This window comes from Streptococcus parasanguinis, assembly GCF_001069785.1.
GTDB lineage: Bacteria > Bacillota > Bacilli > Lactobacillales > Streptococcaceae > Streptococcus > Streptococcus parasanguinis_T.
In genome coordinates this window covers 20,825-34,146 of sequence record NZ_JVSR01000006.1, presented here as the reverse complement: position 1 = coordinate 34,146, position 13,322 = coordinate 20,825, and the positions used below count along the sequence as shown (strand labels likewise).

General features: G+C 44.3%; 12 protein-coding genes and 2 pseudogenes. All 14 read left to right on the top strand.

Annotated features, from left to right (window positions below; all coding sequences use genetic code 11):
- The first annotated feature begins 127 nt into the window (after positions 1–127).
- The 14 genes and pseudogenes from cls (at position 128) to ADG03_RS00690 (ending at position 13,285) form a co-directional block, all read left to right on the top strand.
- Complete coding sequence (cls, locus tag ADG03_RS00740) at positions 128–1,663, top strand: cardiolipin synthase (RefSeq protein ID WP_049472733.1); 1,536 nt, start codon at positions 128–130, stop codon at positions 1,661–1,663.
- Between the two features lie 171 nt (positions 1,664–1,834).
- Positions 1,835–3,673, top strand: coding sequence for an MFS transporter (locus ADG03_RS00735; RefSeq protein ID WP_049472732.1), 1,839 nt, complete (start codon positions 1,835–1,837; stop codon positions 3,671–3,673).
- A gap of 122 nt (positions 3,674–3,795) precedes the next feature.
- Positions 3,796–6,006 carry an anaerobic ribonucleoside-triphosphate reductase gene (nrdD, locus tag ADG03_RS00730; protein WP_049472734.1) on the top strand — a complete coding sequence of 737 codons (2,211 nt, stop codon included), beginning with the start codon at positions 3,796–3,798 and terminating at the stop codon, positions 6,004–6,006.
- An 11-nt stretch (positions 6,007–6,017) separates the two neighbouring features.
- The gene (locus tag ADG03_RS11725; protein ID WP_009731858.1) at positions 6,018–6,158 is read left to right on the top strand and encodes a hypothetical protein; all 141 of its coding nucleotides are present in this window, start codon (positions 6,018–6,020) and stop codon (positions 6,156–6,158) included.
- Between the two features lie 43 nt (positions 6,159–6,201).
- Positions 6,202–6,702, top strand: coding sequence for a GNAT family N-acetyltransferase (locus ADG03_RS00725; RefSeq protein WP_009731857.1), 501 nt, complete (start codon positions 6,202–6,204; stop codon positions 6,700–6,702).
- 4 nt (positions 6,703–6,706) lie between these two features.
- Positions 6,707–6,787, top strand: a pseudogene (locus ADG03_RS11395) (anaerobic ribonucleoside-triphosphate reductase activating protein); the annotation flags it as partial.
- Positions 6,778–6,933 (top strand): annotated as a pseudogene (locus tag ADG03_RS11115) (GNAT family N-acetyltransferase); the annotation flags it as partial. The pseudogenes ADG03_RS11395 and ADG03_RS11115, both read left to right, overlap by 10 nt.
- Positions 6,934–6,942: 9 nt before the next feature.
- Positions 6,943–7,461, top strand: coding sequence for a GNAT family N-acetyltransferase (locus ADG03_RS00720; protein WP_049472731.1), 519 nt, complete (start codon positions 6,943–6,945; stop codon positions 7,459–7,461).
- Complete coding sequence (nrdG, locus tag ADG03_RS00715) at positions 7,458–8,057, top strand: anaerobic ribonucleoside-triphosphate reductase activating protein (protein WP_049472730.1); 600 nt, start codon at positions 7,458–7,460, stop codon at positions 8,055–8,057. Before ADG03_RS00720 ends, nrdG begins: the two co-directional genes overlap by 4 nt.
- A 189-nt stretch (positions 8,058–8,246) precedes the next feature.
- Positions 8,247–9,716: an LCP family glycopolymer transferase CpsA gene (gene cpsA, locus ADG03_RS00710; protein ID WP_049472729.1), complete on the top strand. Its 1,470-nt coding sequence runs from the start codon at positions 8,247–8,249 to the stop codon at positions 9,714–9,716.
- Positions 9,713–10,444, top strand: a complete 732-nt coding sequence (gene cps4B, locus ADG03_RS00705; RefSeq protein WP_049472728.1) for a capsular polysaccharide biosynthesis protein Cps4B — start codon at positions 9,713–9,715, stop codon at positions 10,442–10,444. The genes cpsA and cps4B overlap by 4 nt, the downstream gene beginning before the upstream one ends.
- A 44-nt stretch (positions 10,445–10,488) precedes the next feature.
- Positions 10,489–11,184, top strand: a complete 696-nt coding sequence (locus tag ADG03_RS00700; protein ID WP_049472727.1) for a Wzz/FepE/Etk N-terminal domain-containing protein — start codon at positions 10,489–10,491, stop codon at positions 11,182–11,184.
- Between the two features lie 12 nt (positions 11,185–11,196).
- Positions 11,197–11,889 carry a tyrosine-protein kinase gene (locus tag ADG03_RS00695; RefSeq protein ID WP_049472726.1) on the top strand — a complete coding sequence of 231 codons (693 nt, stop codon included), beginning with the start codon at positions 11,197–11,199 and terminating at the stop codon, positions 11,887–11,889.
- A 19-nt stretch (positions 11,890–11,908) separates the two neighbouring features.
- On the top strand, positions 11,909–13,285 hold the full coding sequence (locus tag ADG03_RS00690; RefSeq protein ID WP_049472725.1) for a sugar transferase: 1,377 nt from the start codon (positions 11,909–11,911) through the stop codon (positions 13,283–13,285).
- Positions 13,286–13,322: the final 37 nt, after the last annotated feature.

Here is a 13,322-nt window from a genome sequence, read left to right as displayed (position 1 = left end):
AATCGAATTCTAACGAATTACCGATTTCTGTCCCACTCTCTTTTTGTTTGTCTAGAAGGGGTTTGGTTGGTCGTTGCAACGGGTAAAAAGAATTGGTATACTAGTAGAAAGAAAAAAGGAGGATGCTGTGACCTTTCGAAAATTACGTCTATTAATGTCCAAATATGGATTTAGTATTTTGTTTATGGGCTTTGAACTATGGGCATCCTTTGCGGCCTTCTTTTGGCTCAATAAATGGTTCCCTCATTGGCTATCAGTTGCGGTTATTGGGCTCTTATATGTGACGACGATTCTAGCTATTGTCAACCGCAATACCCCTCCTGAGAATAAGGTGACCTGGCTCTTGATTGCCGTCATTCCTGTCTTTGGATCACTCTTGTATCTCATGTTTGGAGAGCGACGTTTGTCCAAGAAGGAAATGATCCAGTTGGAAAATATGGAATCCATGAAGTTTCGAGAGGACAATAGTCATCAGTTGCGTAAGGAGCTCAAGCAAGAAAGCAAGGCGGTTTATGGCTTGGTCAAGTCGATTTTATCCATGGACCACAATGCGGATCTCTACAATGGTACGGCATCGACCTTTTACCCTCTAGGAGAGGACATGTATGAGCAACTACTTGAGGATCTAAAAGTCGCGAAAAAATTTATCTTTATCGAGTTTTACATCATTGACGAGGGCTTGATGTGGAATAGCATCCTAGAGATTCTAGAGCAGAAAGTGAAAGAGGGGGTTGAAGTCAAACTCCTTTATGACGATATCGGCTGTATGGCGACCTTGGCCGGGAACTATACCAAACGATTGCGAAAGATGGGAATTGATGCCCATAAGTTTAACAAGGTGATCCCCCGTCTAACAGTGGCATATAACAACCGAGACCACCGCAAGATTCTGGTCATTGATGGGCAGATCGGCTATACGGGTGGTGTCAATTTGGCAGACGAGTACATCAACCACATTGAGCGGTTTGGCCATTGGAAGGACAGTGCCATCCGTTTAGATGGACGAGCTGTTAAAGCCTTGACGCGACTCTTCCTCATGAACTGGTACATCAACCGTGGGGAAATCGAGGATTTTGACCGCTACCATATTGAAAACGAGGCAGTCGAGGGAGAAGGGCTTTACATTCCTTATGGGAGTGGACCAAAGCCGATTTACAAGTCGCAGGTTGGAAAGACGGTTTATCAAAATATGATCAATCAAGCAACGGATTATGTCTACATCACAACTCCTTACTTGATCATTGACTATGATTTGACAGAGGATATCCGCAATGCAGCCCTTCGAGGGGTAGATGTTCGGATCGTGACCCCGCATATTCCAGATAAAAAATTAATCCAAATCGTAACTCGTGGGGCTTACTTGGATCTGATGGATGCAGGTGTGAAAATCTATGAGTACACGCCTGGTTTTGTCCATAGCAAGCAAGTTCTTGCCGATGATGAAATGGCGGTTGTAGGGTCGATTAACTTTGATTACCGCAGTTTAGTCCATCACTATGAAAATGCTGTCTGGATGTATCGGACGCCTGCTCTGAAAGAGATTCGGGCGGATTTTGACCACATCTTTGAAGTATCCCAAGAAATCACGGAAGATACCTTCCGCTTTACATGGCACCAAAGCTTAATCAAGGAAATTATGCAATTGTTCGCACCGATGTTGTAATAGGTGTGGGAATACAGAAGAAAGAGTCAGAAGCTGAGAGATCTGACTCTTTTTCCATAGGACTATGTGGCAAGAGGCTGACAGGGTCGGCAGAATTTGGTATACTAGAGAAAATAATGGGCTTTTTTCTAAAAGGAAAGAGCAGAGGAATAGCGAAGAAAAGGAAAAAGAATGAGCGAAAAAGAGCAAGAAATGACTTCGAAAAAGTTAGGGCTTCACGTGGGAGATAGTTTTCAGGATACACGTGAAATTCGCGAAGTGCTAGATAAATCAGTCTTTCGTGAAGAAGAGCCGACTCATAGCCAACAGCCAGAAGTCTTGGAGGAGCCGGTTGCAATGGAGGCATCAGAGGAAATTCGTGATGCCAAGCCAGAAGCAGTAGCAGAACCTACACAAGAATCTGAACAGGAAGCGGAGCAAACGCTCAGTCGGATGAGTCGTCGTTCGCGTAAGGCGGGAGTTGAAGCGGCAAAAGCGGAAGCATCTAAGGTAGAAGAGAATACGGAAGAGCTAGAAGCAGATGTGGCAGTTGAGCCGATCCGTCGTCACTCCAAGCGTCCAGTGCCCCTAGCGATTCCTTTTGTGTTGAGTCTCTTGATTAGTTTACTGCATGTCGGGGTGCCATTTTTAACCCGTTTTGCAACCAATCAACAATCGCAAAACTTGTATGCTGGCTGGGCAATGACCAAGGGGCAAGTACCGTTTGGTGATTTTTACGGAACCAATGGTCTGCTCTATTATGCAATCAACTGGTTGGGAAGTTTAGCTGGTGGACATTGGATCTTGATGATCCTCCAAGCGATTGCCCTCTTCTTTGCGGGTACCTATCTCTATCGGGTTGTGCGCTTGCTGGTGTCTGATAAAGATACAGCGAAGAATGTCCAGTTACTCTTTTATTTCTTGGTGCTAGGCCTTGGTTTTGGAGGAACTTATGTGACTCTCTTTAGTCTTCCAATCCTATTTGCCAGCATGAATTTCATTTTGGCTTATTTGATTGGGCATCGTAAGGATGAAGGCTTTATCCTTTATGGTGCGATTGCAGCTGTGGCTTTCTTGATTGATCCGATGACCAGTGCCTTGTTTTATTTGTTGGCCTTCCTTGGATTAACAGCCTTTAACATCAAGCAGAAGAGATGGGCGCGTGGCTTTTATCAACTGCTAGCAGCTCTCCTTGGTTTTTCACTCGTCTTTTATCCAATTGGCTATATCACCGTTTTGAATCAGACTTTTGGCTATGCCATTAACCAAGTAACCTATGTCTTTAATGCCTTGAATTTTAGCAATGGACAGACCTTCAGTAATGCCATTTATTATGGACTGTTGGCGCTGGCCTTTGGCCTAGTCTCTGCCTTTTTGATGTCTTTTACGAAGCAAAATAGCAGTGCTCGCCGGATCTTCCGCTTTATGGGATGGGCAGGTAGCTTGGTGGTCCTCATTGTGTCGATTGGTCTTCCTGAACAAGGCGCTTACCAATTGTTACCGATGTTGCCATTTGTTCTTCCTTTGTTTGCGATCTGGTTCTCACGAGATGGGGAAGAAAACGATGGGATCGAACGTCGTGGTCGGAAGAAGAAAAACAAGGAAGTTTGGGCCGCTTACTTTACGAGCCAAGTTTTCTTACCGCTAGTAGCCCTTGTCTATCTGTTGGCGAATCCAGTGGTTCAAGATGTCGTGCTTCAGTCTGGTCAATCCAGTGAACGGAGCGCTATTGCTAGCTACATTCATAACCATAGCAAGGCCAAAGATACCATCTATACTTGGGATACGACAGCTACTCTCTATCAAGAAAGCGATCGTTTGGCCGCTTCTGCCTTATTGACCCCGACGTCTTATCTGGGGATTAATGAAAACCGGACCAATGTGATCCAACAAATCGATCGGTCTGAACCTAAGTATATTGTGGTCAACAATCAGGTGGAGTTGACCTCCAATATGAAGGACTTGCTCAAAGAAAATTATCGTCTAGTTGAGAAGAAATACCGTCATTTCAAACTCTATCAACGCTCTTAAGAAAATCAATATCTTGTGTTTTAGAAAGTTTTTTAGAATTTTCACCACAAGATATTGATTTTTATTTTTGGAGTGGTATAATACAACTTGTATGTAAATAAATGAAGAGAGGCATGTTTGGTATGATCACCTTGAGAGAAGAAAAACTGAGAATGGCCCCGGATATTTTTGTTGAAAAACGAGATGGCCGCCGTGTTCAATTCGATGTTGAAAAAATTTATAAAGCCTTGTTGAAGGCGACAGAAGAAGTGACTTCTCTCACTCCCGTGATGGAAGCCAAACTAGAAGCTATTGTCGATCGTGTGATCGCAGAGATCTTGGAACGTTTTCCAAATGGTGTGAAGATCTATGAGATCCAAAATGTGGTCGAACATGAATTGCTTCAAGCCAATGAATATGCGATTGCTGAGAGCTACATTACTTATCGAACGCAGCGGGATTTTGAGCGCTCAAAAGCGACGGATATCAACTTTACCATCGGTAAGCTCCTTAACAAGGACCAAGCGGTTGTCAATGAAAATGCCAATAAGGATAGCGATGTCTTTAATACGCAACGGGATTTGACGGCAGGGATCGTTGGTAAGTCTATTGGTCTTAAAATGTTGCCCAAACACGTAGCCAATGCCCACCAAAAAGGGGATATTCACTACCATGATTTGGACTATAGTCCTTATACACCGATGACCAACTGCTGTTTGATCGATTTTGAAGGCATGCTGAAAAATGGCTTTAAGATTGGGAATGCAGAAGTAGAAAGTCCTAAGTCCATCCAAACTGCGACGGCTCAAATCTCGCAGATTATTGCCAATGTAGCCTCTAGTCAGTATGGGGGTTGCTCAGCAGACCGGATCGACGAGGTCTTGGCTCCTTATGCAGAAAAGAACTACCAAAAACACTTAGCGGATGCCAAAGAGTGGGTACTTCCTGAAAAGCAAGAGGACTATGCTTGGAGCAAGACTCAAAAAGACATCTATGATGCCATGCAATCACTGGAATATGAGATCAATACCCTCTTTACTTCAAACGGACAAACTCCTTTCACTTCGCTTGGTTTTGGTCTTGGAACCAATCGCTTCGAGCGGGAAATCCAAAAGGCGATTTTGGAAATCAGAATCAAGGGACTTGGATCGGAACATCGGACAGCCATTTTTCCAAAATTGATCTTTACCCTCAAGCGGGGACTCAACCTAGAGGCTGGAACGCCTAACTATGATATTAAGCAATTGGCCTTGGAATGTGCTACGAAACGCATGTATCCAGATGTCCTCTCTTATGACAAGATTGTAGAATTGACAGGATCCTTCAAGGTGCCCATGGGATGTCGCTCTTTCCTTCAGGGTTGGAAGGACGAGAATGGTGTGGAAGTCAATTCTGGCCGGATGAATCTTGGAGTCGTGACGGTCAATTTACCTCGAATTGCCTTGGAATCTGGCGGAGACAAGGAGAAATTCTGGCAAATCTTTAATGAACGGATGAACATCGCTGAAGATGCCTTGGTTTACCGGGTGGAACGCACCAAAGAAGCGACACCAGCTAATGCACCGATTCTTTACCAATATGGCGCTTTCGGGAAACGCTTGGGCAAATATGACCAGGTAGATCAGCTCTTCCGTCATCGCAGAGCAACCGTTTCTCTTGGTTATATCGGTCTCTATGAAGTTGCAACCGTCTTTTATGGTCCAAATTGGGAACACAATCCAGAAGCCAAACAATTCACGATCGATATCATCAAGGATATGAAAGCGCGCGTGGAAGAATGGTCTGACCAGTATGATTACCACTTCTCTATTTATTCGACACCGTCAGAAAGTTTGACAGACCGCTTCTGTCGCCTGGATACGGAGAAATTTGGGAAGGTCCCAGATATCACAGACAAGGAATACTACACCAATAGTTTCCACTACGATGTTCGTAAGAACCCAACGCCATTTGAGAAGTTGGATTTTGAAAAAGTTTATCCTGAAGCAGGGGCTTCTGGTGGCTTTATCCACTATTGTGAATACCCTGTGCTCCAACAAAATCCAAAAGCCCTGGAAGCGGTTTGGGATTATGCCTATGACCGGGTCGGTTATCTAGGAACCAATACGCCGATTGACCGTTGTTACAAGTGTGATTTTGAAGGAGATTTCACACCGACTGAGCGCGGATTTGCTTGTCCAAACTGTGGTAATAGCGATCCGAAAACGGTCGATGTGGTCAAACGGACCTGTGGTTATCTAGGAAACCCGCAAGCTCGTCCGATGGTCAATGGCCGTCATAAGGAAATCGCTGCGCGTGTCAAACACATGAATGGATCCACTATCAAATCAGCTGGACACCAAGTGACAGATTAGAAAAGGACATTATGGGAAAATACCAATTAGATGATAAGGGCAAGGCTCAGGTGCAACGATTCCACGAGAAGCATTCAACAGGTGGAGTCAATAAAAAAGACCGAGTAGCAAGCCTGAGAGAACAATTTTTAAAAAAGGCTAAGAAAAAATAAAAGTGAGAGTCCGCTCTCACTTTTCTCTTATGGGGAGGTAAAGATGAAATTACGTAGACCAACTCTAGCGGATAAAGAGGCCATTCTAAGCATGATGGCAGAGTTTGAAGAGACCCAATCGGCTCATGACGGTGGCTTTTGGGATGCTGAGAACTTTGATTATGAGGAGTGGCTAGAAACTAGCCATAATAAAGAAATGGGAATAAATTTGCCTGAAAATCGTGTTCCTTCTATTCAATTTGTATCATTTGATGATGTAGGTCGTGCTCTAGGTTTTTTGAATCTACGGCTGAGACTGAATGAGGGGTTGCTGAATCATGCTGGGCATATTGGCTATTCCATCCGACCGTCTGAAAGGGGCAAGGGCTACGCCAAGGAAGCCCTCCGTCAAGGTTTACAAGTTGCTAAGGAAAAGAATATCAAACGAGCTCTGGTAACTTGTAGCACAGAAAATCCTGCCAGTCGAGCGGTCATCATAGCTAACGGTGGTGTTTATGAGGATGTTCGAAATGGAACGGAACGGTATTGGATAGAGGTGGACTAGAAAGATGACATGGAATACACCAAAACCAGGCGAATGGAAGAGTGAGGAACTGAGTCAAGGACGGATTATTGACTACAAGGCTTACAAGTAGCTAGAAGTAAAAATATAAAGCGAGTCCTAGTGACTTGCGATTGTGATAATGCTGCCAGTCGAGCAGTGATTCTGACTAATGGCGGAGCTTTAGAGGATGTTCGAGGCGGGAAAGAGCGCTATTGGATTGATTTAGATTGAGGAAAGTTTATGAAGTTACAACGACCAACTTTAGAAGATAAAGACGCGATTTTAGAGATGATTGCTGAGTTCGATGCTGCAAAATCCTATATGCACGGTGGCATGGGCTCCACTTGGAAGCGAGCAAAGGATTTTGCGGATTGGTTGCGAATTGTAGAGCAGCAGGAGGATACTGAGAATCTGCCAGAAGGCTGGGTTCCTGCCATTCAATTTTTATCCTTTGATGAGACTGGCTACCCTCTGGGCTTTTTAGCCCTGCGCTTGTCCTTGAATGACAAATTATTTGTAGAGGGTGGTCACATTGGCTATTCCATCCGGCCCAGTCAACGCAGAAAGGGCTTGGCTAAGTTGCAGCTAGAGCTAGGACTAGCAGAGGCTCGAAAACAAGGACTAGAACGAGTGCTGATTACCTGTGATGAAGACAACGAAGCCAGTCGTCGCACCATTCTCTCTGCTGGCGGTGTTTACGAAAATACAATCGACAGAAGTCAGCGCTACTGGATAGAGTTAGATGGGGAGGTGTCATGAACAATCCCAAACCTCAAGAATGGAAAAGTGAGGAGCTGAGTCAAGGGCGCATCATCGACTACAAGGCTTTTAACTTTGTCGATGGCGAAGGAGTCCGCAACTCCCTTTATGTGGCGGGTTGCATGTTTCACTGTGAGGGCTGTTACAATGTAGCGACCTGGTCTTTCAATGCAGGTATTCCCTACACCAAAGAGTTAGAAGAACAGATCATGGCAGATCTGGCCCAACCTTATGTCCAGGGCTTGACCCTGCTTGGGGGGGAACCTTTTCTTAACACTGGCATCCTTCTGCCCTTGGTCAAGCGCGTGAGAAAAGAGTTGCCCGACAAAGATATTTGGTCTTGGACCGGCTACACCTGGGAAGAAATGATGCTGGAGACACCAGACAAACTAGAGCTTCTCTCGCTGATTGATATTCTGGTCGATGGCCGCTATGATAAGAGCAAACGCAACCTCATGTTGCAGTTCCGTGGCTCTTCTAACCAGCGGATCATTGATGTTCAAAAATCCCTCAAAGAAGGAAAAGTCGTCATCTGGGACAAGCTCAATGACGGTAAAGAAAGTTTTGAGCAGGTCAAACGAGATGATCTTTTGTAGGATCTTCAAAAAAACCGGGTTTTCCACCCGGTTTTTTTAGGTTCTCTGCATAAGTATACAAGGGATTTCGCCTGTTTCAGAAAACGCTTACTTTTTAAATGTACATAATGGACAAAAAAGTGATAATTAATGCATTTTTTGCTAAAAATATGTTACAATAAATATGATTAGGACTAATTGGAGGTATTTATGTCACAAAGGAGACGGAGTCGTCGTTCAGAACATAAGTGGGGGCAATTGCGAATCATTAATTCCGTATTGCTTATTTTTTTGCTTATGACTGCAAGTTGGGCGACCTATACCATGTTGGCCAATAACATCTTGGCTTTTCGCTATGTCAATGTTCTCGTGATTGCACTACTAGCACTTCTCTTGCTCTTGTCAGCTTGGTTTGTGATCAAAAATCAGGCTAAAAAGACAACTTTGGTCCTGCTTCTTGTCGGCTTATTGACTAGTTCAGGAGTTTTGTTTGCTAGTCAACAGCTGCTGAATCTGACCAGTAATGTCAATGGCCACTCTAACTATACAGAGTTTGAGATGGCTGTCTATGTCAAGAAAGACAGTGACATCAAAGATATCAAAGAAATCAAGGAAGTGGTGGCACCAAAGGGCAACAATAACGAAGCCAATCTCACTGCCCTCTTGGACAACATCAAAAAGACCAAGGGTCAGGAAATTTCTGTAGTGGATGCACCGACTTATCTAGATGCCTATAAGAGCCTGCAAGAAGGGAATGCCTCTGCTATGGTGCTCAACAGTACCTTTGAGGATACTATCGCTGCAGAAGATGCGGACTATGCGAAGAAGTTGAAGAAAATCTATTCCTACAAGATCCGAAAAGAAGTGGCAGCGACGAGCAAGGTGTCTGCCAATGCGGATGTCTTTAACATCTATGTCAGCGGGATCGATACCTATGGCCCAGTAACCTCGGTTTCTCGTTCAGATGTCAATATCATCATGACGGTCAATCGGAAGACCAAGCAAGTCCTATTGACAACGACACCACGGGATGCCTATGTACCGATTGCAGATGGTGGTAACAACCAGAACGATAAGTTGACCCATGCAGGGATCTACGGAGTGGATGCTTCGATCCATACTCTTGAGAATCTCTATGATATCAAGCTCAACTATTATGTTCGTCTCAATTTCACCTCCTTCCTCAAGTTGATTGACCTTCTAGGGGGAATCGATGTGGAAAATGACCAAGAATTCACGAGCCTTCATGGCAAGTTCCATTTCCCAGTTGGAAAGGTTCATTTGAATTCAGAGCAAGCCCTCGGTTTTGTCCGAGAACGCTACTCTCTCCAAGGTGGCGACAATGACCGTGGGAAAAACCAAGAAAAAGTCATTGCGGCCATTATCAAAAAGTTGACCTCTACCAAGGTCTTAAGCAACTACAATGAGATTATCGGAAACCTCCAAGATTCTGTCCAAACCAATATGCAGTTGCCGACTATGATGAACTTGATCAATACCCAGTTAGAAACAGGTGGTTCTTATGAGGTGACTTCTCAAGCGATTACCGGTCAAGGACGAAATGACTTGCCGTCTTATGCTATGCCTGGATCCAACCTCTATGTCATGGAGTTGGATCAAGCGAGCTTGACCAAGGCTAAGGAAACCATTCAAAAAGTAATGGAAGGAAAAGAAAAATGATTGATATCCACTCGCACATCGTCTTTGATGTGGATGATGGACCAAAGACAAGAGAAGATACGCGTGCCTTATTGGAAGAAAGCTATCGCCAAGGGGTGCGGACTATTATCTCCACTTCTCATCGTCGCAAGGGGATGTTTGAAACTCCCGAAGAAAAGATTTCTGAAAATTTTCAAGAAGTGAAAAAAATTGCGGCAGAGGTCGCGCCAGATTTGACGATTCATTACGGGGCAGAGATCTACTTTACCAATGATGTCTTGAAAAAACTGGAAGAAAAGATCATTCCACGTTTAGCTGAAACGCGCTTTGCGCTGATTGAATTCAGCATGGGAACACCTTACAAGGAGATTCATACGGCCTTGGACCGTTTGCTCCATCTAGGTGTGACACCGGTGGTGGCCCATATTGAGCGCTACAAGTGCTTGGAGAAAAATGAGGAGCGCGTGCAAGAGATGATTGACATGGGCTGCTACATGCAGATCAATAGTTCCAGTGTTCTCAAGCCTCGCCTCTTTTGGGATGAACAAAAACAACTCAAAAAACGAGCTCGGTACTTCTTAGAAAAAGACTTAGTGCACTTTGTTGCCAGTGATATGCACAATGTGGATAAACGACCGCCTTATATGGCAGAAGCCTATCGCTTGATCAAGGAAGAATACGGAGAACAACGAGCACAAGCTCTCTTTGTCAGCAATCAAGAACTCTTGTTAGCGGATGAATTAATCTAACCAGAAAACAGGTGGAGAGATCCACATGAAGGAGTAATTAGGAAATGAACAATCAAGAAAATCAAGCAGTGGAAATTGATGTTTTCGCTATGCTGAAGACCCTATGGAAACGCAAGTTTTCGATCGTTTTGGTCGCTCTTGTCTTTGCCATTGCAGCATTTGGCTACAGTGCCTTTTTAGCCAAGAAAGAATACCAAAGTACTAGCCGGATCTATGTGGTCAGTCGTCAAAACCAAGACAACAATGCCTTGACAAACTCTGATTTGCAGGCGGGTTCTTACTTGGTTAAGGACTACCGTGAAATCATTCTTTCTCAAAATGTCTTGAGTCAAGCCATCGAAGAATTGAAACTCGATATGACACCTGCTGAGTTGTCGAAAAAGATCAGTGTATCCGTTCCTACAGATACTCGTATCCTTTCGATCACGGCTAAGGACGGAAATCCAAAAGAGGCAGCTCGTATTGCCAATGGCCTTCGGAATGTAGCAGCTGAAAAGATCATCTCTGTAACCAAGGTGTCAGACGTTACGACCTTGGATGAAGCAGAAGTGCCTCAATCACCTTCTTCACCAAATATCCGACGCAATGTCCTTCTTGGCTTTATTGCTGGAGCAGGCCTCATGGTGGTGCTCATGGTCGTAGTAGAAGTCTTGGACGATCGTGTCAAGAGACCAGAAGATATCGAAGAGTTGATGGGCTTAACCTTACTTGGTATTGTGCCAGATATTAAGAAACTGTAGACTGGGGATCGCATGAATACGTTAGAAATTTCAAAAAATAAATTACAAGAAATTCGGAAGGCAGAAGAATACTTCAATGCCCTTGCGACGAATATCCAATTGAGTGGGGTGGACTTAAAAGTCATCGCTATCTCATCTGTTCAAGAAAATGAAGGGAAATCAACCACTTCAACCAACTTGGCCGTTGCCTTTGCGCGTGCGGGTTACAAGACCCTCTTGGTCGACTGTGATATCCGGAACTCTGTCATGACAGGGATTTTCCGTAGTCGTACCAAGATCCAAGGGTTGACGGATTTCTTAGCTGGTCGTAGCCAATTGGACCAAATCTTGTATGCGACTGATTTTCCAAACTTGGATATTATTGAGTCTGGTCAGGTAGCACCAAACCCAACGGGTCTCTTGCAAAGCAAGAACTTCACTGTGATGATGGATGCCCTGCGTGAGCATTTTGACTACATCATTGTCGACACGCCTCCAATCGGGGTCGTGATTGATGCGGCAATTATCGCCCAACGCTGTGATGGAACTGTCTTGATCACGGAATCTGGCGCCAATGGACGCAAGGCTGTCCAAAAAGCTAAGGACCAATTAGAACAAACAGGCACCCCTTTCTTGGGAGTTGTGCTCAATAAATTTAACATTAAAGCTGCTGAGTATGGTTCATATGGTGGATATGGATCTTACGGAGAGTATGGGAAAAAGTAAAGAATAGGATTGAGGGAAAATGGGAGAAGAAAGAATTGAACTGGAAAAACTAAATATTGTTCTCTTTCAAAGTTTAGCTGTCCTATTTTCAGCTTACATTGTGAGTCTTTTTAAGGATGCAGAATACACGTCGCAGACAATTGCTATTCTCTATCTCTTGCATTTTGTATCCTTTTACATTAGCAATATTGCTTATCGCTTTTATAGCAGGGGTTACCTGGATGAGCTCTTTCAGGTCTTGAAATACAATGTATTTTTCGCTGTTGGGATCACCTTTACCTCTTTTATGCTCGATGGGGTCTTTTCCATCTCTCGTCGGGGGATGATTTACTTCTTTCTTTTCAATACGTTTTCCGTCTATATCATGGATCTCTTGCTCAAGAGATACCGGAAGTCTGTTTCGCCGCGGCGGAAGAGTTCGCGAAAGATTTTCTTGATCACAGCGACCAGTCGGATGGAAAAGGTATTTGATATTCTGCATTCGCCTAGCCTTTATCATGGGGAACTGATCGGTGTCACCGTCATGGACGATACGGATTTTACTCACTCAGGCGTAAGGGTGGTGCAGCCGGATCAAATGATGAACTTTGTGACCAAGGAAGTGGTAGATGAAGTGTTTATTAATCTGCCAAGTGAGGACTACAATATTAGTGACTTCGTCTCGGAGTTTGAGAGTATGGGGATCGATGTATCGGTTAATCTCAATGCCTTTAACTTCGCTTCCTTAGGCAATAAACGGGTTCGAGAAGTCGGGGGATTAAGTGTCGTCACTTTCTCAACCAATTTCTACAAGCCGAGTCACGTCTTTGCTAAACGTCTTTTGGACATTGCGGGAGCCCTCTTTGGTCTCTTGATTTGTGGACTAGTGAGTATCGTTTTGGTCCCTCTAATCCGCAAAGATGGCGGACCTGCCTTCTTTGTACAGAAGCGGGTCGGAAAGAACGGACGGTATTTTAACTTCTATAAATTCCGCTCCATGCGCGTGGATGCCGAAGAGATTAAAAAAGATCTGATGGCGCAAAACACCATGACAGGTGGGATGTTTAAGATGGAAAATGATCCACGGGTAACACCAATCGGACGCTTTATCCGTAAGACCAGTCTTGATGAATTGCCACAATTTTACAATGTTCTGATCGGTGATATGAGTTTGGTCGGGACTCGTCCTCCAACGGTAGACGAATACCAAGACTATACGCCAGCCCAAAAATGCCGACTCAGTTTCAAGCCAGGGATTACAGGCCTTTGGCAAGTGAGCGGACGCAGTGAGATTACAGATTTTGACGAAGTGGTCAAACTCGACGTTGCGTACATGGATGGTTGGACGATCTGGAGAGATATTCAGATCCTGCTCAAGACCGTGAAGGTTGTACTTAGAAAAGAAGGAGCGAAGTAGGAAACTGCCTACTTCGTCCTTTCCATGTTAGGAGAAA

Bases quoted from the DNA above. Each gene is read 5' to 3' on its own strand.
- cpsA (WP_049472729.1), top strand. From the start codon at position 8,247: ATGTCACAAAGGAGACGGAGTCGTCGTTCAGAACATAAGTGGGGGCAA.
- nrdD (WP_049472734.1), top strand. From the start codon at position 3,796: ATGATCACCTTGAGAGAAGAAAAACTGAGAATGGCCCCGGATATTTTT.
- ADG03_RS00720 (WP_049472731.1), top strand. From the start codon at position 6,943: ATGAAGTTACAACGACCAACTTTAGAAGATAAAGACGCGATTTTAGAG.
- cps4B (WP_049472728.1), top strand. From the start codon at position 9,713: ATGATTGATATCCACTCGCACATCGTCTTTGATGTGGATGATGGACCA.
- ADG03_RS00700 (WP_049472727.1), top strand. From the start codon at position 10,489: ATGAACAATCAAGAAAATCAAGCAGTGGAAATTGATGTTTTCGCTATG.
- ADG03_RS11725 (WP_009731858.1), top strand. From the start codon at position 6,018: ATGGGAAAATACCAATTAGATGATAAGGGCAAGGCTCAGGTGCAACGA.
- ADG03_RS00690 (WP_049472725.1), top strand. From the start codon at position 11,909: ATGGGAGAAGAAAGAATTGAACTGGAAAAACTAAATATTGTTCTCTTT.
- ADG03_RS00695 (WP_049472726.1), top strand. From the start codon at position 11,197: ATGAATACGTTAGAAATTTCAAAAAATAAATTACAAGAAATTCGGAAG.
- nrdG (WP_049472730.1), top strand. From the start codon at position 7,458: ATGAACAATCCCAAACCTCAAGAATGGAAAAGTGAGGAGCTGAGTCAA.
- ADG03_RS00735 (WP_049472732.1), top strand. From the start codon at position 1,835: ATGAGCGAAAAAGAGCAAGAAATGACTTCGAAAAAGTTAGGGCTTCAC.
- ADG03_RS00725 (WP_009731857.1), top strand. From the start codon at position 6,202: ATGAAATTACGTAGACCAACTCTAGCGGATAAAGAGGCCATTCTAAGC.